Source organism: Arthrobacter sp. 01T425 (assembly GCF_056398725.1).
Genome location: NZ_JBFTPY010000001.1, coordinates 240077 through 265059 on the forward strand (window position 1 = coordinate 240077; position 24983 = coordinate 265059).

Sequence of the window (24983 nt, forward strand, 5' to 3'; positions counted from 1 at the left end):
GCTGTACCAGCGACACTGACGGCATGGTTTTCTGTCTGAAAGACAGCGGGCGGCGCTCCGCGATCCGTGCCACGGTTGGCGCATTGGTACTGACTGCCTCGATCTCGGGGTGCTCGTCCTCCACCGGCGGGGAGCCGCCATGCTTCCCGCCCGCCTATTCGCTGACCCCGACGACGGCCGCACCGGGGCAAAGCGTGACGGTGGCAGCCCCGGACGCTGGCTGCAACCCCCGCTACGGCAACAACGCGCGCATCCAGGTAAGCGTCACCGACGCAACCGGGGTGGAAGTCGTGAATACCACCAGCGCCATGAACGACGCCGGGGGGTTCACCCATACGTTTGTCGTTCCCGCCCGGACAGCTGTGGGGGATGCCGCCGTAACCGCGGTGCCCTACAACATTGACTGGTGCGATGACACCGGCAGGAACAACCGCGTGGCGGGCGCTGGCGACCTACGACTGGAACGGGTGTCCTGTGTGTTGCCCATGAAACCTCTAACCGTCACCCGCTGAAGTGCATTCTCCGGGCGACAGTCGGCAGGGGCTTACCCGGGGCGAGGACGCCGTCGATGTCTACCGGGAGGTGGGAGGGGCCGCGCAGGAACGGGCTCGGCCGGTACGGCGGTGGGTCCGAGACCAGCCGCGGGTTCTCCAGCCTGGTGGCGAATTCAGTGAGTGCGATCTGCGCTTCCAGCCGGGCCAGGGGCGCCCCGAAGCACAGATGAACCCCGCCCCCAAAACCGAGGTGCTGGTTGTTGGCCCGGTCAGGGATAAAGAGCCCGGGGTCAGTGACGTGGGCGGGGTCGCGGTTGCCCGCAGCAAGGACCAAAGTGAGGGAGGCGCCGGCCGGGATGGTGGTGCCGGCGATGTCGATGTCGTCGAGGGCGGTGCGGAACGGGACGAAATGCACGGGCGGCTCGTAGCGGAGCAGTTCCTCGACCATCGGGATTGCCAGGCCGGGGTCAGCGCGCAGCCTCTGGAGCTCGGCCGGGTGGCGGAGCAACGTCAGTACGCCGTTGGAGATGAGGTTCACGGTGGTTTCATGTCCGGCGATGAGCAGCAGAAGCCCGGTGCTCACCAGTTGTTCGTCCGGCATGCGGCCCTCCGGGCCATCATCGGTGGCCATCGCTGAAAGCAGGTCAGTCCCCGGGGCCTGCCGGTGGGCGTCGACCAGCTCTTGCATGAACGCGCGCAGTTCCGTGCCGGCTTCAACCCTCTTCTTTTGCTGGGTTTCGGGATCGAGTCCGGGATCGGTCGATTGCAGGGCCAGGTCCACCCAGACCCGGAAGCGCTGTTCATCTCCCGGGGGCACACCGAGAAGTTCGCAGATCACCGTGACGGGCAGGGGATACGCCAGATCATCGACGACGTCGATCCGGCCGCGGTCTGCCATATTGTCGACCAGATCGGTGACAATTTCCGCCATCCGCGCCTCCATCCCGGCCACCCTGCCAGGCGTCGTGGGCGGCCCGAAATGCCGCATGGTGATCCGCCGGAACTTGTCGTGATCAGGGGGATCCATGCTGAGGAAAGTCGGCGTCATGCCGGCGCCGTCCCCGTCCCCGTCCTCACCGACGGCGGCGCCCGCCGCGGCGGCAGCCGGGTTGCGGGTTATGTCGGAGCTGACCCGTGGATCGTGCAACAGGGCGGCGATCTCCGCGTAGGTGCTCACGAGATAGCTGCCGTCCGGAAGTCGTCTCACGGGGGTTTTGCGGAGTTCGTCGTAGAACGGGTAGGGGTTAGCCCGGTTGGTGTAGTCGAGGATCTGCTCCCAGGTGCTGGGCTCGGCCATGGCGAAGGCTCCTTGGGTCGTGGGCCGGTGGCTGCCGGCCTCCGGTGCGGCGCTTTACGGGAGGCGGCGGTCAGTCAATCTGGCGCGCCGCTCATTGGGATAGTGACCGGTCACGACGACGGTCGCATCCTGGGTGGGGCTGGCGGCGGGCTGGAACCCGGCCGGCACGGGCTGCGCATCCTCGGGCTCGTCAATATGGTGGAACGACGGCGGGAAGGGCGCCGCCTCGTCAATCAGCGGTTCATAGAAGTCAAGCCATTTGTTCTGGTTGAACGCCACTGCAGCCACGATCCGGCCCTTGTAGCCGTAAACGGCCAGGAACCGCCGAGATCCGACCGATCCTTGCACGATGGCGACCTCATCGGCGACCGAGGGCACGCCCACGCTCTTGATTTCGGTGCCGAACTGGACGGACCAGAATTTGGGCACAGCCAGGTGCGGCCACCGTTCGGTTTCGCCGCTGACCATATTGTGCGCTGCAACCTCGGCCTGGGAGATTGCGTTGCCCCAGTGTTCGACGGCGAGGAACTGGTAGCCGAACATCGGCTGCGGGGCGCGGGATACGTCGCCGGCGACGAAGACGTCATCGGTGACCAGCCCGTTGACGTCGAAAGCCCGGCAGCCGGCGTCGCACGCGACACCCCACACGCCGCTCGCCAATCCGGAGCCTGCGAGCCAATCACCGTTACGAACGGTCCCCAGCGCGGCGACCGCGATGTCCACGTCAAGTGTTGTGCCATCGGAGAGGCGGGCGCGGCGCAGCTGTCCGCCGGCATCGCCTTCCAGTGCAACGACCCTGACGCCGCAGCGCAGATCCACGCCGTTCTCGATCTGAAGCTCTCCGGCAATTGCACCGATCACGCTGCCGAGCGCCGCGCCGAGCGGTGCCGGGCCCGCCTCGGCCACGGTGACCGGCAGGCCTAGTTCGCGGCACACCGAAGCGACTTCGCAGCCGATGAACCCGGCGCCAATGACCAGGACCCGGCGAGGGCGCGCGGCCAGGAGCTGCCGAAGCGTTGCCGCGTCCTCGCGGGTCCGCAAGGTCAGCACGCCTGCCAGCGCCGCCTCCGCCGCGTTTGGCCAGGACCGGGCCCGCACCCCAGTGGCGATCAACAACTTGTCGAATCCGATCCGGCCACCGTCGGCGAGATGCACCTGCCTGGCGGCGAGATCCAGACCCGTGGCCGCGACGCCCAGACGCCAGTCGGCGTCGATTGCCCGGCGGCGCGGCAGCGACGTGTCATCGGACGGCACCGACCCGGCCAGGACCTGTTTCGACAGCGGCGGCCGGTCATACGGCTCGTGCGCTTCCTCACCAATGAGAGTCAGCGAGCCCGTGAACCCTTCCTCGCGCAGCCGCTCCGCCGCACGGAGCCCGGTCAGTGACGTGCCCACGATGACAATCCTGCCGGATCGAAGGAACGTGCCCCCGTTGCCCCCGGCGGCAGCGGCCGTTCCCGGGGCTTCTTCGGGAGGCCGCGGCCTGTGCGGCTCCTCAAGCTGGTCGAGCCGGATGGCCTGGACGGGGCAGGCCGCGGCTGCCCGCCGGATCCTCGTGCGCTGCGCCTCGTCAGGGTCCGGGTCGTAGGTAAGTGCCTCGTCCCCCTGGATCGTGAAGACCTCCGGGGCGAGGAAGGCGCATTGTGCGTAACCCTGACACTTAGTGAGATCGACGACGAGCCTCATGCCGAACTTCTCCCTGTTTGCTCAAGCCAATCGAGTCTAAGCCTCGCGGGCTGGCCGCGGAAGAGGCCTGCGGCCGGGTACGACGAGGCTGCGGAGGCCCTCCAGAGCGGAGCGTGGGGGATCTTGCGGCGGGGGCGGACCTTCGCCACGTGGCCGCGCTGGGGGCGGCGGCAGGAGTGCAGGTGACACCTAGCCATCGCTCCGGCCGGGTTGCCCTCAGTGAGGGAACTTGAGCGCCGGGTGTCCTATGTCCTGTATCCGGCGTCCGGCGTGGCTGTAGGGTGGACGCCGATGACTCTTTCTGAAGAACTTCTTGTGGCGTACGACCAGCAACTCCGGACAGCTGCAGAGACGCCCGGTGCCAGCGGCGTGGAACGGCTGGGTCCGCTGCGGCTGGTGACCTTCGCAGGCGGCAGGGGCTTCGTGACCTATCAGAACCTCGATGGGGCCAACGCCCTGACGATCGCGCAGTGGGTAGCCGAAGCGCTCGCGTTTTACCGCAGCGATCCCGCAATCGTGCGGGTCGAGTGGAAAACCCGTGGTCACGATCATGCGCCCGGACTCCACGGGGCACTGCTCGACAACGGATTTGAGCCTGATGAGACCGAGTCGATCATGATCGGACCGGCAAACGCCTTGACGGTGGACGTCCAGCTCCCGCCCGGCGTCAGCCTGCGGCCGGTGAGCGCAGAACGGGACATCCGCGCCATGAGCGCGATGCAGGACGAGGTTTTCGGCGTTGACGTCTCCGACGGCAACGCCGACGCAATCCTGAAACGCATGGCGCGCGACGACGGCATGGAACTGTGGGTAGCCGAACACGAAGGACTGATCGTGAGCGCTGGCCGCCTCGAGCCGGTGCCGGATACGGAATTCGCGGGCATCTGGGGCGGGGCGACGCGACAAGAATGGCGTGGTCAGGGTATCTACCGGGCCCTTACCGCCGCCCGGGCCCGGGCCGCGCTGACGCTCGGCAAGAGACTCATTCACAGTGACTCGACTGAATATTCGCGACCGATCCTGGAACGCTATGGATTGCTGCGAGTCTCAACGACCACCCCGTACCGCTGGCGGCGCTGAGGGCCCAAGCGCACTGGCGCGGTACGTCCTAACCCCCGGGATGGAAGGCCGCCGGCGGTCAGGGGAACGGTCCACCCATGCCCTCAGAGCCGTCTCCGGTGCCGCTGCCGAGAAGGCTTCGGGTGAGCGCGGCGCTGTCGGCCATCAGGTCATCCACAGCCTTCTGAAGATGATGGTCCGCCACCGGCACGCCGTCCAATGCGCCGGCAACGACCGCACGGCGGACGAGTTCGCGTGCGAACGAAGCGGTGGTTCCTTCGGTGCGGGCGGCGGCGTCTTCAATCGAGTTCGGACTGAGGGGAATACCGCGGGCATACAGTTTGATCAGTGCAACCCGCTCCGCCTGGGCTGGCATGGGAATTTCCACCGCCAGGTCCACACGGCCGGGACGCTGTGCCAGGGCGCGTTCCAGCATGTCCACGCGGTTGGTGGTGAGGACGAACGCCACGTCGGCATCGCTGGCCAAACCGTCCATGGCGTCCAGCACCTCGAATAGCAGCGGCTGGGGTCCGTGCCCGAAGCTGCGGTCCTCGGCGATGAGGTCGCAGTCCTCGAGGACCACGATGGAGGGCTGCAGCGCCCTGGCCATGGTGGCGGCTTCTGAGATCCTGGCGAGCGATCCTCCCGAAAGAAGGATTGCTGTGACACCTTCGCTCCGGCTCAACAAATACCGCACCGTATGGGTCTTGCCCGTCCCCGGCCTGCCGTAGAGCAGGACGCCGCGTTTGAGGTGCTGGCCGTACCTGATCAGAGACTCGCGGTGCTCGGCGATACCTAAGGCGTGGTCCGACACTTTCTCCAGCAGGCCATCCGGCAGGATGACATCCGACGCGGCAAGGACTGGCCGTGCATGGAACGTCACCCCGGCCGCGCTGGGACCATACTCACCCATCACCAGGGAAATGACCTGTCCCTTGAGCACGCTGCGGTGCTGCATCCGACGGCGGAACTCCGAGAGGAAGCGTGCGGCCTTATCTGTAGCGCCGGCCAAAACCTCAAGGGACGCTGACTGCCGGCCATACCGGGGGTTGGCGTCCCGCTGCAGCACGGCGATGGGACTGCCTCCATGGCTGAACAGCCAGAGCCCCAGTGCCACGGCCTGCCGTTGTTCGTTCGGCCCGACAGCTAAGTTGGCGTAGTCCGGCTGGGACAGGGGGAACTGCGGATATAGCTGGGACTGCTGCAGCATGTCGCTCAGCGAGTGATGGTGGCGTTGGTCGCCGCCGCCGATGCCCACGAGCCGGAACTCAGGATCCTCGGCGGCGAGCTCTTCCATGAGGATGTCTGCGTCCACGAATCGGTGCGGCGGAATCTCCTCAACCACTACCGACACTGATTCGGCCCGGACCGCCAAATGCTCGGTGAGCGTAGTCAGCAGCTGGGTTCCCGGTTGCCCCCGACGCTGCCCGGACTGCGCGAGCTCCACGAGCCGCGCGAAATCGTCGATGAACTTCCCCAAAATTTCATCCATGGGCTGACCCTACCAGCGCCGCCAATCGGTGTGGCGCTCATGCTCTCCAGCAAGCGTCAGCCGGTGGTTGCGCTGACCGCGATGGTGCCGCCCTGGGGGTCCCTGATCACGGCGCTGCGAAATCCCGGAGTGTCCATGGGCGCCATCAAGATGCTGCCACCCAGTGTTACGGCCTGCCGGGCAATGGCGTCCGCGTCGCGGACGGCGAAATTGACGCTCCAATGCGGCGGGACCGCGACGCCGTCCGTGGCTGCCACCACCGCCACTACCCGGCCGGAGCGGAGCCACCGCGAGAAGGGGGCGTCCGGGACGGGTTCGAGTTCCCAGTCGAACATTGCACCGTAGAACGCCTGGGCCCGCCCGACATCTGTGGTGTGCAGCGAGCTCATGGCCCAGGAATTCGGCTCATTGGCCAGCTGGGCGCCGTCGTTCCCTCCTGCCTGCCGCAGGCAGAACGGGACGCCGGTGGCATCGGCGAGCACAGCAATACGGTCATCCGGGCCGGCACCAAACGGCGCCAGGCGCTTGCCCCCCGCCCGCTCGGCACGAGCCAAGGCTTCCCCGACGTTTACGACACGCACGTGGGTGATCCACCCCGGCGGCGATTGCGGCGGCGCCTGTCCGATTCCGGCAACCAGCTGACCGCGGAGGCGGGCGGCGTAGTAGAAGCCGTCGAGCCCGGGCGGCATCGGAATGGGGTCGTCGAAAGTCCAGCAGAAGAGCGGACCGTAGAAGTCCTTGGCCGCCTGGGGGTCGGGCTGCCAGGTGTCGACCCAGCACGGAGCGCCGACTGAGGAGGTATCCCGCGCTGTCATTGAAACCCTTTCTCCGGGGCCCGTTACGCCGCGAACATTGTTTCCCAAGACCGCGAGTGGATCAAGACCCAACTGCGATTCCGGCGAGGCAAACTGCCGAATCCTCCATGACCGAGGGGAAACACCGTCGCTCGGGAAACCTGGCACCTGTGCGGTAGGCTCGCCAACATATTTCTGGCCAATTGGGGGAACCATGAATAAAGGAATGAAAACTGGAATTGCAGCCGTGGCGCTCACGCCACTTCTCGCGCTGGGGCTGTCCGCCGCATTCGGAGCATCGAAATCCGGTCCTGCTGGCACGGCAGTTGATGCCTCGGATCATCCCGAGTGCTACAACGAGGCCAGGCTGAACGATCCGAATGACTTCTGCTACCGAACGATGGGACCGTGGAACAGCACCCGGTCCTCGGACGAGGAAGTCCGGAGCATGGTGTCCGTTGAGCGAATGGTGAGGGCAGGCAAGACCGTTCAAGAGATCCAGCGTTACTACCCGGAATACGCCCCGTCCACGAAATGGGCCAGCGCATCGGCCGGTTGACCTCATCCGCATCCCACATCTTTCCGGACTGTAGAGACGGTGAGCCGCGGATTACGGGGATGCCGGCCCAAAAAGCCGCAGGTTAATTGTTACTCTTTTTTCCTTTTGTGCGGCAAATGCAATTGATATTCTGATTTTGGTCATGCAGAGGCTGCTAACTTCGTTGCGGGAGTTCCTATCTCATGGCCACCAAAGTCGTTGTCGCCGGCAGTGCCGTCGCCCCGTTCACGGCGTTCGCCTTGAGATCGGACACGACATCCGGCCGGCCCGGTTCCTTGCGCGCCCCCGCTGTGCTGTCTGAGCTGGCCGGGGCGCGATTACGCCGCCGGCACGCGGAACCAGAGCCGGAACCCGGCCTTCCCTAGACCAGCGCGGATGCGGCCCTGTGAAAACCAATCGGGGGTGGCCGCATCCGCGCTCACCCGCACCCATGGTGCAATGCGGGTCTTCTGGTTTAGAACCTTGACCCGGGCGGCCGGTGCCGTCAGGTGCGCGCAGCGAGGATCTGCTCGCGCAGAATATCCGCGTGGCCGCAGTGCTGGGCGAGTTCCCTGAGCATGTGCAGGTAGACCCACCGCAGCGGCAGCGGGCCGCGCCGGTTGCCTCTGACAAGGTCGTCAAGGCCGAGCGAAGCGGCCCGACGCCGTGAGTCCCCGCAGGCCTGGAGGTAGGCGGCCTGGAGGCCCGCGATGGTGTCGTCGTCCGCCAGGATGAACGATTCGTCGGGGGTGGCCGGAATGCCGATCACCGCCCGGGGCCGGCACGTGATGGCCTCGTCAAACCAGACCTTCTCCACGAAGGCGGCGTGCTTGACCAGCCCCAGAAGGGTGGTCCGCGACGGCACCAGCGAGGCCCGGGCCTCCTCTTCGGTGAGTCCGTCCAGGCAGGCGTGCAGGTCCGAACGATGCTCGTCGAGGAATGCATCGAACTGGGTACGCAGGTCCGCGGCCAGTGTTGCCGGATCCATGCTGGGGTGAGAGCTCATGGCCCCACATCCTATGGCGGAAAAGCCCGGTCCGGAAGCAGTGGACCGGGCCTTTCCGCACCCGCGGTCAGTGGCCGCGGGCGATCCATTCCTCAAGGTGCGGCGCTTCGGTGCCGATCGTTGTGGGTTCCCCGTGGCCGGTCCGGACCGTCGTGTCGGCCGGGAGCGGCAGGAGCCGGGTCCGGATGGACTCGATGATGGTCGGGAAATCGCTGAAGGATCGGCCCGTCGCCCCGGGGCCACCCTGGAACAGCGTGTCCCCGCTGAACACTGTATTTTCGCCAAGCACGGTGCCTTCGCTTTCGAGAAGGAAGCACACTGACCCGGGCGAGTGGCCGGGGGTGTGCCGTGCCACGAGTTTTGCCCCTGCGACGTCGAACGTGTCGCCGTCGGCAATGGCGTGGTCCGGCTCGGTGCCGGGGAACACCCGCTCCCACAGCATCCAGTCGTCCCGGTGCAGGTACACGGGCGCGTTCACGAGCGTCCGGACCTCGCCCACGGCGCTGATGTGGTCATCGTGGCCGTGCGTGAGCAGGATTGCGGTGACCTTCCGGCCCGAGACGGCCGCGGCCACGGCAGCGGGATCGTGGGCCGGGTCGATGATGACGCATTCGGCGTCGTCCCCGAGGATCCAGACGTTGTTCTCAACATCCCAGGTGCCGCCGTCGAGGGAAAACGTCCCGGAGGTGACCAGCCGGTCGATCCGGATGCTCACAGGGCCGGCGTTCACAGCTCCACCACCGAGCGCAGCACAGCGCCGGCGTGCATCTTCGTGAAGGCCTCCTCGATCTGGTCGATCGTGATCCGCTCCGTCACGAAGGCGTCCAGGTCCAGCTTGCCCTGCCGGTAGAGGCTGATGAGCGTGGGGAAGTCGCGCGAAGGCAGGCAGTCGCCGTACCAGGAGGACTTCAGGGAGCCGCCGCGCCCGAACACATCCAGCAGCGGCAGTTCCAGGGTCATCTCGGGGCTCGGCACACCCACCAGGACCACCGTGCCGGCGAGGTCCCGGGCGTAGAAGGCCTGCTTGTATGTTTCCGGGCGGCCGACGGCGTCGATCACCACATCGGCGCCGAAACCGCCGGTCAGTTCGCGGATCGCTTCGACGGGGTCGACGGCGGAGGAGTCCACCGTGTGGGTGGCGCCGAGGTCCTTGGCGCGCTGGAGCTTTTTGGCGTCGATGTCGACGGCGATCACGGTGGTGGCGCCGGCGAGCGCCGCGCCGGCGACGGCCGCCGTGCCGACTCCGCCGCAGCCGATCACGGCGACCGAATCGCCGCGCTGGACGTTTCCGGTGTTGATCGCCGCGCCGATGCCTGCCATGACGCCGCAGCCGAGCAGGCCGACGGCGGCGGGATCGGCGTCGTCGTCCACCTTGGTGCACTGGCCGGCCGCTACGAGGGTCTTTTCGGCGAAGGCACCGATGCCCAGCGCGGCCGTCAGCTCGGTGCCGTCCTCCAGCGTCATTTTCTGGGTGGCGTTGTGGGTATTGAAGCAGTACTGCGGCTGGCCCCGGCGGCAGGCGCGGCACTCGCCGCAGACGGCCCGCCAGTTCAGCACCACGCGGTCCCCGGGGGCGACCTCGGTGACGTCCGGTCCCACGGCACTGACAACGCCGGTGGCCTCGTGGCCGAGCAGGAAGGGGAAGTCGTCGTTGATGGCGCCCTGCTTGTAGTGCAGATCGGTGTGGCAGACACCGCAGGTGAGGATGTCCACGAGGGCCTCGCCGGGGCCCGGGTCCGGCACCAGGATCGTCTCCAGGGTGACGTCGGCATTCTTGGAACGGACAACTGCGGCTTTGACTTTATGGACCATGAAACAAGCTCCTCTGTTCTGGAACGCGGATTGCTGGCACAACTTACTGGTTACTGGCACAACGGGCGGCGGCGCGGCCCTTGGGAGGCCGCGCCGTCGTGGTTTGGTGGTGTCCTTGGATGCAGGAAGGGCCTAGGCGGCGAGCCGGCTCTTGACCTCAGCTGCGGAGGGGTTGGTGGCGGCGGTGCCGTCGGGGAACAGCACGGTGGGGACGGTGCGGTTGCCTCCGTTGAGCTGCTCGACGAGATCGGCCGTGCCTTCGACTTCCTCGATGTTGATCTCGGTGTACCCGATGCCCTGTGCGTCCAGCTGCTTCTTCAGCCGGTTGCAGTAGCCGCACCACGTGGTCGAAAACATAGTGATGGTGCCGGATTCGGGGGTGAAGTCCACGAAGTTCTCCTCAAGTAAGTGGATGGGGCCGGCGTATCGGGCCGGGCGCCCACTGAAGTCGTACGTCACTGCCAACAACCGTACCCTGCAGCCCGCTATTCCCGCAGAGAGCGCTGGCCCCTACGCCGTCCGACGCGAATTCGCGGTAAAGATGCGAAGTCGCCGGAAAGTTCCGGCGACTTCGTACGTTTCCGGCGACCTCGGCGGGCTCAGGCGGCTCGGCGGATGACATGGGATGGGTGCGGTGGCATGCTGATGCCATGTGTGGACGCTACGTGATGGCCCGGGCCGTCGGAGACCTGCTGGCCGAATTCGATGCCGGGCTGGAGGATGAGATCGCGATTCCGCCGTCGTGGAACGTGGCCCCGACGGCTGATGTGCCGATCCTGCTCGAACGGCTTGTGGAGGGAGAACCGGTCCGCCAACTGCACATTGCGCGCTGGGGCCTGGTGCCGTCCTGGGCCAAGGACCCGGGCATCGGGTCCAAGATGATCAATGCCCGCAGCGAGACCGTGCTGGAGAAGCCCGCCTTCCGGAAAGCGACCCGCGCCCGTCGCTGCGCCGTCCCGGCGGATGGCTACTACGAGTGGAAGGGCGAGGGCCGCACCAAGCAGCCCTACTACGTCCATCCCAAGGACGGACGCCCCATTGTCTTCGCGGGACTCTATGAATGGTGGCGGGACCCGTCCAAGGCAGAGGGTGACCCGGAGCGCTGGATGCTCTCGACCTCGATCATGACCACCGACTCGCCGCCGGAGGGCTACGCCGGGGGAATGCTGGCCGAGCTGACCGCGCTGCATGACAGGGTTCCGCTGCCCATGAACCGCGAGACCATGCAGACGTGGCTGGACCCGCAGGCCGATGATGCGGCCGGGCTCGTGGATCTGGTCCGGGCCGGGGCGCACGACGTCGCGGAAGGCTGGACGATCGACGCCGTCGGCACCGCCGTCGGGAACGTCAGGAATGACTCACCGGAACTCATCCAGCCGGTGGGGAGCCTGTTCTAGCGGTACGCCGGCCTGTCTGGCGGCTGTCAAGGCACGGGGCGGCACTGGTTACCTGAGTCAGAGCGTTACTTTGCCGCCGCCGTTGACCGACCAGTCGGGGTTGAAGGCGACCTCCCAGCGGTAGCCGTCGGGATCGGCGAAGTAGCCGGTGTAGCCGCCCCAGGGCTGGGTCTTCGGTGCCGCAACGATGCGGGCCCCCGCGGTCCCGGCTTCGGCCATCACCCGGTCGACGTCCGCCGTGCCGGCCAGGTTGTGGCTGAGCGTGATGCACGCAATGCCGGCAGGGGCATCGGTGGCCGCCTCGGTCTGCATTTGACCCGCGTCCCAGAGCGAGAGGATGAGGCCGTGGTTGACCTGGATGAAGAGCACCTGCCCGGGGACTTCCCGGTGGACCGGCCATCCGAGGCCATCGACGTAGAAGCGGCGTGAGGCGTCAACACTGCGGACACCTAGCGATATGAAGTCGACTCGTGGCTGCATCTTTCGATACTGTCATGCACATGCCCACAAATCACGCAGACGACAAGGCCGCCCAGGCCGACCGCGAACAGCTCGCCGCCGTGCGGGTGGCTGTTGACGAGGTGGACGAGCAGATCGTGTCCTTGATCGGGCGCCGGGAACGGCTGATCCGGATCGCCGGGACCCTCAAGGCGGACAGCGCCGAGGTCCGTGCGCCCGGGCGTGTGGAGCGGGTCATCGAACACGTCCGCGCCACGGCGGAAAAGAAGGACATCGACGTCGAACTTGTCGAGAAGACCTACCGGGCGATGATCGATGCCTTCATCACGCTCGAGCTGGAAGTGTACAAGTCCAGCTCCTAGAAGTTGTCTAGAGGGCTTCTTCGACAGGCACGTTGGCCTGGTAGTCCCGGCCGTCACAATCGCTGAAGGCCGTCATGAGATGGCCCTTGGGCAGGCCAAGCACAGTCGTAAGCGGGAAATGGCCGGTAATGGTGTTGCCGGAGTGTTCGACCCCCTTGAGGTCGAAATTTTCCTCGGTGCCGTCGTGGCTGAAGCAGTAGAAGGACACGGCTTCGCCGTTCATGAACTCGATCCCCATCCTGCGCTGGTGGGAATAGTCCGGGGTGGCTGCCAAGAGCCCCACCACGTAGGCGCCCTGGCCGGGGATGTTTCCGTCTATATCAAAAGTCGCCACCAAGGTTGGATCCTTGGCGGCGATGCTTACGTGCTTCAGGAGTGCGTTATGGGAGCTCATGGCTCAATCCTGCTACCTGTGCCTGCGTGAGTCCACCCCCGATCTGGGTTTTGTCGCCTCTCCGACGTAGACTGAATTTATTCGAAGATATGTTCGAATAAAATCATGGCGCCTGGAACTGAGGGCGCCGGAAGCGGAATGGACGTAGGAAGTCGAAGCGGGGACTGGGCCGGCTCCAGCCCGGACTGGGTCGGGAGGCAACGTGGGTATTTTCAGCGAGTCCGTGGATGTCGTCTGCACGCCCTCGGGCCAGCCCCTGCGCCTCGACTGGGCCGGCCGGCGCTACACGGTCTGCGCGGACCCCGTCCGCTGGTACGAACGCCGCCAATGGTGGGCCGAGGAACGCCGGGCGCCACTCGGAAGCGGGCCGGGCCTGGTGGACCATGAGATCTGGCGGATCCAGGTGCGTGCGGCCGGGGATCACGCCGCGGATTCCACCCTCACCCTTGACCTGACCCGGCATGTCGGCAGCGGCCGGTGGCGGCTCCTGAAGATCCACGACGCCCTGCAGCCCCTCCGGAAGCCCGAATCAGCATGAGTTTCACCCATCTGCACGTCTCCACCGCGTTCAGCGCCCACTATGGCGTCTCCTGGCCGGAGGAACTTGCCGCCGCGGCCGCCGCTGACGGCGCCACCGCGCTGGGCTGCACGGACCGCGACGGCCTGTACGGAACCGTCAAGCACCTGAAGGCGTGCATGGCAGCCGGGCTGGATGCAATCGTCGGGGTGGACCTTGCAGTCTTTGACGACGACGGCGACCACCGCACCCAGCTCGGGGGACGCGTCGTCGTGCTGGCGCACGGACACAACAACGGTGCCGGCTACCGGGCGCTGTGCCGGCTGATCTCCGACGCCCACGCCCGCACCACGGGCAAGGCCGGGGGAATAGTGCCGGTGGCCGTCACCCGGGCGGAACTGGCCTCCCGCACCCTGCACCCGGAAACCCTGAAGCCGGTCCTGACAGTGCTGATCGGCCCGGACTCCGACGTCGGCCGGGCCATGGGCGGCCGGCGCTACCTGCGGCCCCGCACCCTGTTCAAACGATGGCTGGACGCCATGCCCCCCGGAACGCTGGCGGCAGAGGTTGTGTCCCAGCTCAGCCCGCCCGGGGAACCGCTGAGCACCGCCCACGCGGTGCGCATGCTCAAACTCGCCGCAGAACACGGGGTGCCCGCCGTGCTGAGCAACGCTGTGCGGTACGTGGCTGAGGACGGCGCGGCCACCGCCGATGTGCTGGACTCGGCCCGGACACTGAAATCCCTCCCCGAGCTCTCGGCTGCCCCGCTGCTGCAGCCCAACGGGCAGGGCTGGCTCAAATCGGCGGCCCGGATGCTGCAGCTGGGCAAGGAGATCATCCACGCCGCCGGCTACGGCACGGCGGACCTCAAACGGCTCCTGGCCCAGACCGAGGCGCTCGCGGACCGCTGCCGCATGGATCCGGAAGCCGACATGGGCTGGAAACAGCCCGTGGTCCCGGAGGCATCCGTGATCGGGATCGACGGCGACGCGCTCGCCGAACTGACCCTGCGGTGTGAGGCCGGCATCGGCCGCCGCTTCCCGGGCATTTCCGGGCAGCGGGAACAGCAGCTGCGGGCCAGGCTGGAGCATGAGCTCCGGATCATCGACTCGCTGGGTTTCGCCTCGTACTTCCTGACCGTCGCAGAGGTCTCCCGGATGATCCTGGCCCTGGGCATCCGGGCGGCCGCGCGCGGTTCGGGCGCCTCCAGCCTGGTCAACTACCTGATCGACATCAGCCAGGTGAACCCGCTCGAGCACGACCTCATCTTTGAACGCTTCCTCTCCCGCGACCGTGCCACGCTGCCGGATATAGACATCGACGTCGAAAGCGCCGAACGGCACAACGTCTACCGGAAGATCTTTGAGCGCTTCGGCGCCGAACGCGTCACGCTGATGAGCATGCAGAACGGGTACCGCGCTCGCGGTGCCGTGCGCGATGCCGGCCTGGCCCTGGGCATGGACGACAGCGAGGTCGGGGAAATCGCCAAGCAGCTGTGGCGGTTCTCGGCCCGGCACTTCCGCGAAGCCCTCGTGGAGAAACCCGAGCTGAAGGAATTCGCGGACCGGGTGGAGCAGCGAGGCTTCTCCGAGAACCAGCAGCTGGACCTGCTGGTGGACCTCACGGAGCGGCTGGACCGGCTGCCCCGCCACATCTCCATGCACCCGTGCGGCGTCATCCTCGGCGACGCCACCCTGCTGGACCGCACCCCCGTGCAGCCCAGCGGCCTGGGCCTGCCCATGAGCCAGTTCGACAAGCACGACATGGACCCCATGGGCATGCTGAAACTCGATGTCCTTGGCGTCCGGATGCAGAGCGCCATGGCCTTCGCCGTCCGGGAAGTGATCCGGCTCCACCCGTCCAAGGCCGAGGTGGTGGCCGCCGGCGCGCATCCGGCCGGGCCGGACGGGACGGGCCCGGACTACATCGCCGAGGACGGTCACATCGACCTCAATGCGGTCCCGCTCGACGACGAACCCACCTTTGAGCTGATCCGCAGCACCCACACCCTGGGCTGCTTCCAGATCGAGTCCCCTGGCCAGCGCGAACTGATCGGCAAGTTGGCCCCCCGGGAGTTCAACGACCTCATTATCGACATTTCCCTGTTCCGCCCGGGTCCGATGAAATCCGACATGGTCCGGCCCTTCCTGGAGCACCGGCACGGATTCGCTCCCGAGGTCTACCCGCACCCGGACCTCAAACCTGTCCTTCAGGAAACCCACGGGGTCACGGTCTTCCACGAACAAATCCTCAAGACCTTCGACGTCATGACCGGGTGCGGGCTGGCGAGGGCCGACGAGTTCCGCCGTGCGCTGGGCAACGACGTGTTGGAAGCCAGGGTGGAGGAGTTTTTCCGGAAGGAGGCGCGGGCCCGGAATTACAGTCCCGAGGTGGTGGACAAGGTCTGGGGCACGCTGAAGGCCTTTGGCAGCTTCGGGTTCTGCAAGGCCCACGGAGCCGCCTTCGCCGTGCCCACCTACCAGTCGGCCTGGCTCAAGGCACACCACCCGGAGGCCTTCCTCGCCGGGCTGTGGGAACACGACCCCGGAATGTACCCCAAACGCCTGCTCGTGGCCGAGGCCCGCCGGCTGGGGATCCCCATCCTTCCCCTCGACATCAACCGGAGCCAGGCCGAGTACCGGGTGGAGCGGGTGCAATCCGGGCCGGACCGGGGCAGGCTGGGCATCCGGCTGAGCCTGAACGGTATCTTCGGGCTCTCCGGCGCCGAGCTGAAACGGATTGTGGCCGGCCAGCCCTACGACTCCCTGGCGGACCTGCGGGCCAGGTCGCGGCTCAGCCGGCCCAGCATCCAGCGACTGGCCCAGCTGGGCGCCTTCGATTCGCTGCACCGGGCGTCCGGGGGAGAAGCCAACCGGGCGGATCTGGTTCAGCACCTGCAAAAACTACAGGCCCGCCCCCTCCGGAAGGGCGTGGAAGTCATTGAGGGCCAGCTGGCGTTGCCGCTGGGGGACGTGGAGTTGACGAACCTCAAGGCGGCACTGCCCGCACCCAGCATGGTGGATAACGTCCGCGCGGAACTGGACCTGATGGCTGTGGACGTCAGCGAGCACCTCATGACCAGCCACCGCCCGCTGCTGGACCGGCTGGGCGTCACCACCGCGGACAAGCTGCTGGGACTGCGCAACGGCACGGAGGTGCTGGTGGCCGGGGTCCGGGTGGCCACCCAGACCCCGCCCATGAGGGGCGGCCGGCGTGTGGTGTTCATCAGCGTCGACGACGGCACGGGCTGTGTGGATTCGGTGTTCTTCCACGAGGCGCAGGAGCAGTCCGGACCCTTGCTGTTCGGCACCCGCCTGCTCCTGATCCGCGGCACCACCCGCCGGACCGGGCCGCGGGGGATCAGCATCAGCGCCTCCATGGCCTGGGACCTCAGCCGCCCGGAGACCCTCCCGTTTCCGGCATCGGCTCCCGGCGCCGCCGGCCGGAAGGAGCCTTACCTGTCCGGCCCCCTGTCCAGCCCCCTGGACGGGATCAGCAGGAACCTCGCCATCACCGGGCTGGGCGGCTGACCGGCCGGCGGTGCGGCTCGCTCGTGGCGCGTTGGTTGGCCTCTGGAGAAACCGATAGCATGGACGAGGCTGGCTGTGGTCCCCGTACGCCACAAGCTACGAAGCCTTAACTTTGAATAGGAGACACCCGTGTCAGATGCCCAGCAGATCACCCTTCTCGTCGACGGCGAAGAGACCAAGGTGACTACCGGGACCACCGGCGCGGAACTCTTCTTTGAGCGCCGCGACGTCGTTGTGGCCCGCGTTAACGGCGAGTTGAAGGACCTGGACCAGCCCCTTCCCGAGGACGCCAATGTCGAGGCCGTCACCATTGATTCCCCGGACGGGCTCAACGTCCTGCGCCACTCCACGGCCCACGTCATGGCCCAGGCCGTGCAGCAGCTGCGCCCCGACGCCAAGCTCGGCATCGGCCCCTACATCACGGACGGCTTCTACTTCGACTTCGACGTCGCGGAACCGTTCACCCCGGAAGACCTCCGCCAGCTCGAAAAGATGATGCAGAAGATCATCAACCAGAACCAGAAGTTCGTTCGCCGCGTGGTGTCCGAGGACGAGGCCCGCGAAGCGATGAAGGACGAGCCCTACAAGCTCGAACTGCTGGGCAGGAAGAATGACGCCGCCGAGGCCGGCGAGGGCGTCAACGTCGAGGTCGGCGCCGGCGACATCACCATTTACGACAACGTGGACCGCAAGAGCGGCGACAGCATCTGGTGCGATCTGTGCCGCGGCCCGCACCTGCCGAACACCAAGCTGATCTCCAACGCCTTTGCCCTGACCCGCTCCTCGGCCGCCTACTGGCTGGGCAACCAGAACAACCAGCAGCTGCAGCGCATCTACGGCACCGCCTGGCCCACCAAGGACGCGCTCAAGGCCTACCAGGAGCGCATTGCCGAGGCCGAGCGCCGCGACCACCGCAAGCTCGGCGCGGAACTGGACCTGTTCTCCTTCCCGGACGAGCTCGGCTCCGGTCTGCCGGTCTTCCACCCCAAGGGCGGCATTATCCGCAAGGCCATGGAGGACTACTCCCGCCAGCGCCACGTCGATGCCGGCTACGACTTCGTCTACACCCCGCACATCACCAAGGGCCACCTCTACGAAGTCTCCGGCCACCTGGACTGGTACCGCGAGGGCATGTTCCCGGCAATGCACATCGACGCGGAACTGAACGAGGACGGCACCGTGCGCAAGCCCGGCCAGGACTACTACCTCAAGCCGATGAACTGCCCCATGCACAACCTGATCTTCCGGTCCCGCGGCCGCTCCTACCGCGAACTGCCGCTGCGGCTCTTCGAGTTCGGCTCGGTCTACCGTTACGAGAAGTCCGGCGTGGTGCACGGCCTGACCCGCGTCCGGGGCATGACCCAGGACGACGCCCACATCTACTGCACCCGCGAGCAGATGAAGGACGAGCTCACCAGCACGCTGAACTTCGTCCTCGGCCTGCTCAAGGACTATGGCCTGGACGACTTCTACCTCGAGCTCTCCACCAAGAACGAGGACAAGTTTGTCGGCGACGACGCCACATGGGACGAAGCCACCCGCACCCTCGCCGAGGTGGCCGAAGCCTCCGGGCTCGAGCTCATCCCGGATCCGGGCGGAGCGGCATTCTACGGCCCCAAGATTTCCGTCCAGACCAAGGACGCGCTCGGCCGCACCTGGCAGATGTCCACCATCCAGCTGGACTTCAACCTGCCCGAACGCTTCGAACTCGAGTTCCAGGCCGCCGACGGCACCCGGCAGCGGCCCGTGATGATCCACCGCGCCCTGTTTGGCTCGGTGGAGCGCTTCATGGGCGTGCTCACCGAGCACTACGCCGGTGCCTTCCCCGCCTGGCTGGCACCGGTCCAGGTGGTGGGCATCCCGGTGGCGGAGGCATTCAACGACTACATGTTCGACGTCGTGGACCAGCTCAAGGCGGCCGGCATCCGCGCCGAGGTGGACATCTCCTCGGACCGTTTCCCGAAGAAGATCCGCACGGCCAGCAAGGACAAGGTCCCGTTCGTGCTGATCGCCGGCGGGGACGATGCCGAGGCGGGTGCCGTGTCCTTCCGCTTCCGCGACGGCAGCCAGGACAACGGCGTGCCCGTGTCCGAGGCCGTACAGCGGATCGTCGACGCTGTCCGAAACCGGACCAGCTAGGCAGACGGAAGGGCAGCGCGTGCAGGAAACCACAGGGGCCGGGCCGGAGTATCCGGGCGACCACGCCGTGACGGACGACTTCAGCCTGGCCGGGGTCCCGGACGCTTTCCAGCGCCTGTGGACGCCGCACCGGATGGCGTACATCAAGGGCGGCCAGCATCAGTTCAAGAACCCGGACGACTGCCCGTTCTGCGCCGCGCCCGAGCGGGGCGATGAGGACTCCCTGATCGTCTACCGGGGAAGGACGAGCTACGTGGTGCTGAACCTCTTTCCGTACAACCCGGGCCACCTGCTGGTCTGCCCCTACCGGCACATCCCGGACTACACGGACCTCACGGTCGAGGAAACGGCGGAATTCGCCGAACTGACCCAGACGGCCATGCGGGTGCTGCGCAAAGTCGCCAACCCTTCCGGTTTCAACCTGGGCATGAACCAGGGCGTCACCGGCGGGGCGGGCATCGCCGGCCATCTGCACCAGCACGTGGTGCCGCGCTGGGGCGGTGATGGAAATTTCTTCCCCATCATTGCCCAGACAAAGGCGGTCACGCAGACCCTCGGTGAGGTCCGTCAGCAGGTCGCCGACGCGTGGCCGCAGGAAATGCCCGCGCCGCAGGACACAGCGGGGGAGAAGGATGCTTAACAGGCACGCCCGGGGCTTCTTCACCGCCCTGTTTTCCCCGGTTGCCCGCTGGCTGCTGAGGATCGGGGTCTCTCCCGACGCCGTGACCGTGGTCGGCACGCTCGGCGTCGTGATCGGCGCTCTCGTGTTCTACCCGCTCGGGCAGCTCTTCTGGGGGACCGTGTTCATCACGGCGTTCATTTTCTCCGACGTTATTGACGGCATCATGGCCCGGATGCAGCACCGCGGCGGCCGGTGGGGCAATTTCCTGGACTCCACCCTTGACCGCGTGGCCGACGGCGCCCTGTTCGCCGGCGTCGCCGTCTGGTTCTTCACCGGCGGCGCCAACCCGGCCGTCGCCGTCGCCGCGATTCTCTGCCTGGTGCTCGGCATGGTGGTCTCCTATGCGCGGGCCAAGGCCGAGGCCCTGGGCTTCCACGCCAACGTGGGCATCGCCGAGCGCGCCGAGCGCCTCGTGTCCGTGCTGGTGGTCACGGGGCTCACCGGACTGGGCCTGACCCCTGTGGTGCTCTTCGTGACGCTGTGCCTTCTCGCGACAGCGAGCCTGGTGACGGTGATCCAGCGCATCGTGACAGTGCACCGCCAGTCGCTGGCGGAACCCGAAGGTACCGCCACGGAACGTCCCGCCTGACGGCGCCAGGCGGCACCCCGGCGGCCGCGCCGAATCCCTGTCCCCGCGCGAGATTCGACTGCTGTAACCCGAATTCTGCCGCGCCCCGGCCGGGGGATAGTATTAGCTTTACCGGCCAATGGATCCGGTAATCCGGTGTGTGCGGGACACGGCATGAACGTGCCGTTCGCGCCCCGGCGAGGTCATCTATCTACCCATAGGGGTTTTTGTGTCTACACCTGATGTAAGCAGCGAAGCCGGCGCGTCCGCGAAGAACGTCACGGGCAGCAGCCGCGTCAAGCGCGGCATGGCTGAGATGCTCAAGGGCGGCGTCATCATGGACGTCGTCAACGCCGAGCAGGCCCGCATCGCCGAAGACGCCGGTGCCGTGGCCGTGATGGCGCTGGAACGCGTTCCGGCCGATATCCGCGCCCAGGGCGGCGTGTCCCGCATGTCCGATCCCGACATGATCGACAAGATCATTGCGGCCGTGTCCGTGCCCGTTATGGCCAAGGCCCGGATCGGGCACTTCGTCGAGGCGCAGGTACTGCAGTCCCTCGGCGTGGACTACATTGACGAGTCCGAGGTCCTGACCCCGGCGGACTACACCAACCACATCGACAAGTGGAACTTCACCGTTCCGTTCGTCTGCGGTGCGACCAACCTGGGCGAGGCCCTGCGCCGGATCAACGAGGGCGCGGCGATGATCCGGTCCAAGGGCGAGGCCGGCACCGGGGACGTCTCCAACGCCACCACGCACATGCGCCAGATCCGTGCCGAGATCAAGAAGCTCGCCGGCATGGCCGAGGACGAGCTCTACGTCGCGGCCAAGGAGCTGCAGGCCCCGTACGAACTGGTCAAGGAAGTTGCCGCGACCGGCAAGCTCCCGGTGGTGCTGTTCACCGCCGGCGGCATCGCCACCCCGGCCGACGCCGCGATGATGATGCAGCTCGGCGCCGACGGCGTGTTCGTCGGCTCCGGCATCTTCAAGTCCGGCAACCCGGCCCAGCGTGCCGCCGCCGTCGTGAAGGCCACCACGTTCTACGACGACCCGGACGAGATCGCCAAGGCCTCCCGCGGCCTGGGCGAGGCCATGGTCGGCATCAACGTCGACGAGATCCCGCAGCCGCACCGCCTCGCCGAGCGCGGCTGGTAGCGTTCGCGCCTTTGGCGGCGCCGGACGGCGCTGATCCTCTGCGTGCTATTCCCCGCGCCCTGTTGGCAGCTGAGCGGCTGCCCGGGGCGCGGGGCCCCTTTTACGCACGCTGCCGGATCACGCCGCCCTTCGCCTTGCGCTTCTGATTGAACGACGACGCCGGGCGGTCACCTTCTTAGGTGACCGCCCGGCGTCGTTTGCGTTCTGCGGGGGTTAGTCGAGGCCGCGGCGCTTCAGCAGCGGCCCGAGATCCGAGTCCCGGCCGCGGAAGGCGCGGAAGGACTCCAGCGGGTCCCGGCTGTTGCCGCGGGAAAGCAGTTCGGCGCGGAAGAAATTGCCGTTCGCGCGGCTGAGGCCGCCGTTTTCCTTGAACCATTCCACGGTGTCAGCGTCCAGGACCTCGCTCCAGATGTAGGAGTAGTAGCCGGCGGCGTACCAGCCTCCCGCGAAGATGTGCTGGAAGTAGCCGGTCCGGTAGCGCGGCGGGATCAGGCTGTGCGCCACGCCGGCCGCGGCCAGCGCCTTCGCTTCAAACTCGACGGCGTCATCCGGGATGTCAGAGCCGTCCAGGACATGCCACGCCAGGTCCAGCAGGGCAGCGCCGAGGTATTCCGTGGTGCCGAAGCCTTCGCCCCAAAGCTGGGCGGCATTGAGCTTGTCCACGGTCTCCTGCGGCAGGGGTTCGCCGGTGGCGTGGTGCCGGGCATAGTTGGCCAGGACTTCGGGCCACATGATCCACATTTCGTTGACCTGCGAAGGGTATTCCACGAAGTCCCGCGGCACGTTCGTGCCGGAGAACCGAGGATAGGTGACGGCGGAAAACAGGCCGTGCAGGGCGTGGCCGAACTCGTGGAAGGTGGTGCGGAGCTCGTCCAGCGTCAGCAGGGTGGGCTCGCCGGCCGGCGGCTTGGAGATGTTGAGGTTGTTGATCACCACGGGTCGGGTGTTCAAGAGCCCTGACTGCTCCACGAGGGAATTCATCCACGCGCCCCCGCGCTTCGTCTCCCGTGTGTAGTAGTCGCCCAGGAAAAGGCCCAGGTCCGTGCCGTCGGAATTCTTAACCTCCCAGACGCGCACGTCCGGGTGGTAGCCGGCGAGGTCGGCGCGTTCGTGGAAGGTGACGCCGTACAGGGCGTTTGCCGCGAAGAACACGCCATCATTCAAAACCCGGTCCAGCTCGAAGTAGGGGCGCAGGGCCTGTTCGTCCACGGCATACCGCTCCCGTTTGACCTTGGCCGAGTAATACGCCCAGTCCCAGGCCTCGAGGGGGTGGCCGGCGGCCCCGGCCAGCGCCTCGGCCTCTGCGTCGGCATTGCGGACGGCTGCGGGGGCCAGCCGGCTCATCATTGCCTGGACGGCCTGGAAGTCCGGTGCAGTCTGCCGGTCCACGCTGAGTTCGGCGAAGTTCGCGAACCCGAGAAGGCTGGCCTTCTCGGCGCGGAGCCGGACCATGTCCTTGACCAGGTCGAGCACATCGAAGCTTCCGCCGTCGCTGCCGCGGCCGATGGAGGCCTCGTAGAGGCGACGGCGGATTTCCCGGTTCGCCAGCGCGGCCATGGCAGGCTGGTTGCTCGGCTGGATCAGGGTCAGCAGGAACTTTCCCTCGTGCCCGGCGGTCCGGGCGGCCTCGGCGGCGCTGGCGACGTCGTCGGCGGGCAGGCCCGCGAGGTCGGCGGCGTCATCCAGCAGCAGGGCAGCGGACTTCATGCCCTCCTTGACGCGCTGGCCGAACTCGGTGCCGAGCCGGGACAGCTCGGCGTTGACCTCCTTGAGGCGCTCCTGGCCGGCGTCGTCGAGCTGGATGCCGGAGGCCCGGAACTCCTTGAGGTATTCCTCCACGAGCCGGGCGGACTCCGCGTCCAGGACCGTTTCGTCCAGCGCCGCGAAGCGTTCGTAGAGCCCGCGGTTGAGGTAGACGGCGTCCTGGTGGGCGGCGAAGAGCGGGGACAGGCGGGTCTCGAGGTCGCGGATGGTGTCCGAGGCGTCTGCGGACACCAGCGTGAAAAAGGACGCGGCGGCCCGGTCCAGGAGCCGCCCGGAGCGTTCCATGGCGAGGGCCGTGTTTTCGAAGGTCGGGGCCGCCGGGGTGTCCACGATGGCCTGGATTTCGGCAAGGTGCTCGGCCAGGCCGGCCTCGACGGCCTCGGCGTAGTGCGCGTCGTCGATGTCCGCAAACGGCGGCAGTCCATAGGGCAGGGTGCTGGGGCTCAGGAGGGGATTGGTCATGAAATGACTCTTTCATGCAGGCGGCCGCTTCTCAACGATCGGCTCCGTGTGTTGTGATGCCGCCCACCATAGGATGAGCGGCATGGCGAACACGACGGCGAGGCCGCGGGGCCGGATCCTGACCGCAGCAACGGCCGTTGTTCTCGGGTCGATGCTGGCATCCTGCGGACTCCTCGCCGGGCCGGATAACCCCCCGGGTCCCACGGCCGGCGGTACCGGGGGAACGTCCGGCGTTACCCAGCCGCCGTCGGGCACCCCGACTCCGACTCCGACCCCGACTCCGACTCCGACCCCGACGCCGACGCCGACGCCGACGCCCGGGAAGGGGCCAGGCTGTGCGGCCGCCCGGTGCGCCTCCGTCCTCGTCACCGGGGACATGCTGGTCCATCCCCAGCTCTGGCAGCAGGCCCGCGAGGACGCCCGCGCCGCCGGCGCCGCGGGGCTGGACTTCGGGCCGCTGCTGGAGGGCCAGCGGCGCTACATCGAGCAGAGCGACGTGGCGATTTGCCATCTGGAGACCCCGGTGGCAGGCCCGGACGGACCATTCTCCGGGTATCCCTCCTTCAACGTTCCGCCGCAGATCATCACCGCCGTGCGCGGCGTGGGCTATCAGGCCTGCACGACCGCCAGCAATCACACCGTTGACCGCGGCACCGCGGGACTCGTCCGTACCCTGGACGCCCTCGACGCCGCCGGACTCCGGCACACGGGCTCGTACCGGACCGAGGCAGAGTCCCAGGGCATCCTGATCCTGCAGACCGCCGCGGCCAAAATCGCCGTCATTGATGCCGCATATGGCCTCAACGGGCTGCGCGCCGAGCAGCCCTGGCAGGTCGACCTGCTCGATCCCGACGCCATGATTTCCAAAGCACGCAAGGCCAGGACTTTGGGCGCGGACATCGTGCTGGGGGTCATGCACGCCGGGGAAGAGTACTCAGCCGAGCCCAACACCCAGCAGCGCGACGTCGCCCATGCGCTCGTGGACAGCGGCCTGTTCAGCCTGATCTACGGCCACCACAGCCATTCGGTGCTGCCGATCGAAAAGTACAAGGGAACCTGGATTGTGTACGGGCTCGGCAACGGCATCACCGAGCTCTCGCCGTCGTTCGTGGTCAACAACGAGGGCCTGTTGGTCCGGGTGCAGTTCAGCCAGGACGCGTCCGGGTTCTGGGCCGCCTCGGACCTGGCCTGGGCGCCGTCGGTGATGGTCCGCGGACCCTACCGCTGGTGTTCGGTGGCGGCCGACGCGCCGCAGGGCCGTTGCGCCGGAACGGCGGCGGACGCAGCCACGCGCCGGCGCACCGCGGCCGTGCTGGAGTCGATGGGCGCCGCGGCGGCGGGCGCCCATGAGCTTATTCTCACCCCGGGGTCCTAA

23 protein-coding genes are annotated in these 24983 nt (G+C 67.2%); 12 read left to right on the forward strand and 11 right to left on the reverse strand.

Going from position 1 to position 24983, the window contains the following annotated elements; genetic code table 11:
• The first annotated feature begins 23 nt into the window (after positions 1-23).
• On the forward strand, positions 24-512 hold the full coding sequence (locus tag AC1DNG_RS01175; RefSeq protein WP_476886443.1) for a hypothetical protein: 489 nt from the start codon (positions 24-26) through the stop codon (positions 510-512).
• On the opposite strand, the gene AC1DNG_RS01180 is transcribed toward AC1DNG_RS01175, so the two are convergent.
• Both AC1DNG_RS01180 and AC1DNG_RS01185 read right to left on the reverse strand, forming a co-directional pair.
• Positions 502-1791 (reverse strand): cytochrome P450, encoded by a 1290-nt coding sequence (locus AC1DNG_RS01180; RefSeq protein ID WP_476886444.1) that lies wholly within the window; start codon positions 1789-1791, stop codon positions 502-504. The two genes, AC1DNG_RS01175 and AC1DNG_RS01180, sit on opposite strands and share 11 nt — an antisense overlap.
• A 54-nt stretch (positions 1792-1845) precedes the next feature.
• Positions 1846-3477 carry an FAD-dependent oxidoreductase gene (locus AC1DNG_RS01185; RefSeq protein WP_476886445.1) on the reverse strand — a complete coding sequence of 544 codons (1632 nt, stop codon included), beginning with the start codon at positions 3475-3477 and terminating at the stop codon, positions 1846-1848.
• 291 nt (positions 3478-3768) lie between these two features.
• Between AC1DNG_RS01185 and AC1DNG_RS01190 the strand changes: the two genes are divergently transcribed.
• Entirely contained in the window at positions 3769-4557 is a 789-nt protein-coding gene (locus AC1DNG_RS01190; RefSeq protein ID WP_476886446.1) for a GNAT family N-acetyltransferase, read from the forward strand.
• A gap of 58 nt (positions 4558-4615) precedes the next feature.
• Here the strand turns inward: AC1DNG_RS01190 and AC1DNG_RS01195 are convergent, their stop codons facing one another.
• The gene (locus tag AC1DNG_RS01195; RefSeq protein WP_476886447.1) at positions 4616-6028 is read right to left on the reverse strand and encodes an AAA family ATPase; all 1413 of its coding nucleotides are present in this window, start codon (positions 6026-6028) and stop codon (positions 4616-4618) included.
• A 56-nt stretch (positions 6029-6084) separates the two neighbouring features.
• Positions 6085-6843 carry a VOC family protein gene (locus AC1DNG_RS01200; protein ID WP_476873891.1) on the reverse strand — a complete coding sequence of 253 codons (759 nt, stop codon included), beginning with the start codon at positions 6841-6843 and terminating at the stop codon, positions 6085-6087.
• Positions 6844-7048: 205 nt separating this feature from the next.
• Between AC1DNG_RS01200 and AC1DNG_RS01205 the strand changes: the two genes are divergently transcribed.
• Positions 7049-7381 (forward strand): hypothetical protein, encoded by a 333-nt coding sequence (locus AC1DNG_RS01205; RefSeq protein WP_476873890.1) that lies wholly within the window; start codon positions 7049-7051, stop codon positions 7379-7381.
• 484 nt (positions 7382-7865) lie between these two features.
• Here the strand turns inward: AC1DNG_RS01205 and AC1DNG_RS01210 are convergent, their stop codons facing one another.
• The 4 genes from AC1DNG_RS01210 to AC1DNG_RS01225 all read right to left on the reverse strand — a co-directional run bounded on the left by AC1DNG_RS01210 (position 7866) and on the right by AC1DNG_RS01225 (position 10568).
• Positions 7866-8366: a DinB family protein gene (locus tag AC1DNG_RS01210; RefSeq protein ID WP_476886448.1), complete on the reverse strand. Its 501-nt coding sequence runs from the start codon at positions 8364-8366 to the stop codon at positions 7866-7868.
• Between the two features lie 67 nt (positions 8367-8433).
• Positions 8434-9081, reverse strand: coding sequence for an MBL fold metallo-hydrolase (locus AC1DNG_RS01215; protein WP_476886449.1), 648 nt, complete (start codon positions 9079-9081; stop codon positions 8434-8436).
• Positions 9082-9092: 11 nt separating this feature from the next.
• On the reverse strand, positions 9093-10178 hold the full coding sequence (locus AC1DNG_RS01220; protein ID WP_476849334.1) for an S-(hydroxymethyl)mycothiol dehydrogenase: 1086 nt from the start codon (positions 10176-10178) through the stop codon (positions 9093-9095).
• A gap of 132 nt (positions 10179-10310) precedes the next feature.
• On the reverse strand, positions 10311-10568 hold the full coding sequence (locus tag AC1DNG_RS01225) for a mycoredoxin (protein ID WP_011692168.1): 258 nt from the start codon (positions 10566-10568) through the stop codon (positions 10311-10313).
• 260 nt (positions 10569-10828) lie between these two features.
• Between AC1DNG_RS01225 and AC1DNG_RS01230 the strand changes: the two genes are divergently transcribed.
• Positions 10829-11575 (forward strand): SOS response-associated peptidase, encoded by a 747-nt coding sequence (locus tag AC1DNG_RS01230; RefSeq protein WP_476849333.1) that lies wholly within the window; start codon positions 10829-10831, stop codon positions 11573-11575.
• Between the two features lie 57 nt (positions 11576-11632).
• Here AC1DNG_RS01230 and AC1DNG_RS01235 read toward each other — a convergent pair whose 3' ends face one another.
• Positions 11633-12055 carry a VOC family protein gene (locus AC1DNG_RS01235; RefSeq protein WP_476871613.1) on the reverse strand — a complete coding sequence of 141 codons (423 nt, stop codon included), beginning with the start codon at positions 12053-12055 and terminating at the stop codon, positions 11633-11635.
• A 14-nt stretch (positions 12056-12069) separates the two neighbouring features.
• On the opposite strand from AC1DNG_RS01235, the gene AC1DNG_RS01240 reads away from it, so the two are divergent.
• Positions 12070-12396 carry a chorismate mutase gene (locus AC1DNG_RS01240; protein WP_028277548.1) on the forward strand — a complete coding sequence of 109 codons (327 nt, stop codon included), beginning with the start codon at positions 12070-12072 and terminating at the stop codon, positions 12394-12396.
• Positions 12397-12403: 7 nt separating this feature from the next.
• On the opposite strand, the gene AC1DNG_RS01245 is transcribed toward AC1DNG_RS01240, so the two are convergent.
• Entirely contained in the window at positions 12404-12790 is a 387-nt protein-coding gene (locus AC1DNG_RS01245) for a hypothetical protein (protein WP_476849331.1), read from the reverse strand.
• Between the two features lie 202 nt (positions 12791-12992).
• On the opposite strand from AC1DNG_RS01245, the gene AC1DNG_RS01250 reads away from it, so the two are divergent.
• From AC1DNG_RS01250 to pdxS, 6 genes are all read left to right on the forward strand, one after another.
• Positions 12993-13328: a DUF6504 family protein gene (locus tag AC1DNG_RS01250; RefSeq protein ID WP_476886450.1), complete on the forward strand. Its 336-nt coding sequence runs from the start codon at positions 12993-12995 to the stop codon at positions 13326-13328.
• Positions 13325-16837: a DNA polymerase III subunit alpha gene (locus AC1DNG_RS01255; RefSeq protein WP_476886451.1), complete on the forward strand. Its 3513-nt coding sequence runs from the start codon at positions 13325-13327 to the stop codon at positions 16835-16837. The genes AC1DNG_RS01250 and AC1DNG_RS01255 overlap by 4 nt, the downstream gene beginning before the upstream one ends.
• A 129-nt stretch (positions 16838-16966) precedes the next feature.
• Complete coding sequence (thrS, locus tag AC1DNG_RS01260) at positions 16967-18976, forward strand: threonine--tRNA ligase (RefSeq protein ID WP_476871611.1); 2010 nt, start codon at positions 16967-16969, stop codon at positions 18974-18976.
• Positions 18977-18995: 19 nt separating this feature from the next.
• Positions 18996-19616 (forward strand): HIT family protein, encoded by a 621-nt coding sequence (locus AC1DNG_RS01265; protein ID WP_476849327.1) that lies wholly within the window; start codon positions 18996-18998, stop codon positions 19614-19616.
• Complete coding sequence (gene pgsA / locus AC1DNG_RS01270) at positions 19609-20247, forward strand: phosphatidylinositol phosphate synthase (RefSeq protein ID WP_223916731.1); 639 nt, start codon at positions 19609-19611, stop codon at positions 20245-20247. The genes AC1DNG_RS01265 and pgsA overlap by 8 nt, the downstream gene beginning before the upstream one ends.
• 208 nt (positions 20248-20455) lie before the next feature.
• Complete coding sequence (pdxS, locus tag AC1DNG_RS01275; protein ID WP_026266390.1) at positions 20456-21382, forward strand: pyridoxal 5'-phosphate synthase lyase subunit PdxS; 927 nt, start codon at positions 20456-20458, stop codon at positions 21380-21382.
• A 213-nt stretch (positions 21383-21595) separates the two neighbouring features.
• Here the strand turns inward: pdxS and AC1DNG_RS01280 are convergent, their stop codons facing one another.
• Complete coding sequence (locus AC1DNG_RS01280; RefSeq protein ID WP_476886452.1) at positions 21596-23608, reverse strand: M3 family metallopeptidase; 2013 nt, start codon at positions 23606-23608, stop codon at positions 21596-21598.
• Positions 23609-23690: 82 nt separating this feature from the next.
• Here AC1DNG_RS01280 and AC1DNG_RS01285 point away from each other — a divergent pair, with 82 nt between their 5' ends.
• Positions 23691-24983: a CapA family protein gene (locus AC1DNG_RS01285; RefSeq protein ID WP_476886453.1), complete on the forward strand. Its 1293-nt coding sequence runs from the start codon at positions 23691-23693 to the stop codon at positions 24981-24983.

What these genes read in the sequence shown, in the direction of transcription:
- AC1DNG_RS01175 (WP_476886443.1), top strand. Translation starts at nt 24, where the DNA reads ATGGTTTTCTGTCTGAAAGACAGCGGGCGGCGCTCCGCGATCCGTGCC.
- AC1DNG_RS01180 (WP_476886444.1), bottom strand. Translation starts at nt 1,791, where the DNA reads ATGGCCGAGCCCAGCACCTGGGAGCAGATCCTCGACTACACCAACCGG.
- AC1DNG_RS01185 (WP_476886445.1), bottom strand. Translation starts at nt 3,477, where the DNA reads ATGAGGCTCGTCGTCGATCTCACTAAGTGTCAGGGTTACGCACAATGC.
- AC1DNG_RS01190 (WP_476886446.1), top strand. Translation starts at nt 3,769, where the DNA reads ATGACTCTTTCTGAAGAACTTCTTGTGGCGTACGACCAGCAACTCCGG.
- AC1DNG_RS01195 (WP_476886447.1), bottom strand. Translation starts at nt 6,028, where the DNA reads ATGGATGAAATTTTGGGGAAGTTCATCGACGATTTCGCGCGGCTCGTG.
- AC1DNG_RS01200 (WP_476873891.1), bottom strand. Translation starts at nt 6,843, where the DNA reads ATGACAGCGCGGGATACCTCCTCAGTCGGCGCTCCGTGCTGGGTCGAC.
- AC1DNG_RS01205 (WP_476873890.1), top strand. Translation starts at nt 7,049, where the DNA reads ATGAAAACTGGAATTGCAGCCGTGGCGCTCACGCCACTTCTCGCGCTG.
- AC1DNG_RS01210 (WP_476886448.1), bottom strand. Translation starts at nt 8,366, where the DNA reads ATGAGCTCTCACCCCAGCATGGATCCGGCAACACTGGCCGCGGACCTG.
- AC1DNG_RS01220 (WP_476849334.1), bottom strand. Translation starts at nt 10,178, where the DNA reads ATGGTCCATAAAGTCAAAGCCGCAGTTGTCCGTTCCAAGAATGCCGAC.
- AC1DNG_RS01230 (WP_476849333.1), top strand. Translation starts at nt 10,829, where the DNA reads ATGTGTGGACGCTACGTGATGGCCCGGGCCGTCGGAGACCTGCTGGCC.
- AC1DNG_RS01235 (WP_476871613.1), bottom strand. Translation starts at nt 12,055, where the DNA reads ATGCAGCCACGAGTCGACTTCATATCGCTAGGTGTCCGCAGTGTTGAC.
- AC1DNG_RS01240 (WP_028277548.1), top strand. Translation starts at nt 12,070, where the DNA reads ATGCACATGCCCACAAATCACGCAGACGACAAGGCCGCCCAGGCCGAC.
- AC1DNG_RS01245 (WP_476849331.1), bottom strand. Translation starts at nt 12,790, where the DNA reads ATGAGCTCCCATAACGCACTCCTGAAGCACGTAAGCATCGCCGCCAAG.
- AC1DNG_RS01255 (WP_476886451.1), top strand. Translation starts at nt 13,325, where the DNA reads ATGAGTTTCACCCATCTGCACGTCTCCACCGCGTTCAGCGCCCACTAT.
- pgsA (WP_223916731.1), top strand. Translation starts at nt 19,609, where the DNA reads ATGCTTAACAGGCACGCCCGGGGCTTCTTCACCGCCCTGTTTTCCCCG.
- AC1DNG_RS01280 (WP_476886452.1), bottom strand. Translation starts at nt 23,608, where the DNA reads ATGACCAATCCCCTCCTGAGCCCCAGCACCCTGCCCTATGGACTGCCG.
- AC1DNG_RS01285 (WP_476886453.1), top strand. Translation starts at nt 23,691, where the DNA reads ATGGCGAACACGACGGCGAGGCCGCGGGGCCGGATCCTGACCGCAGCA.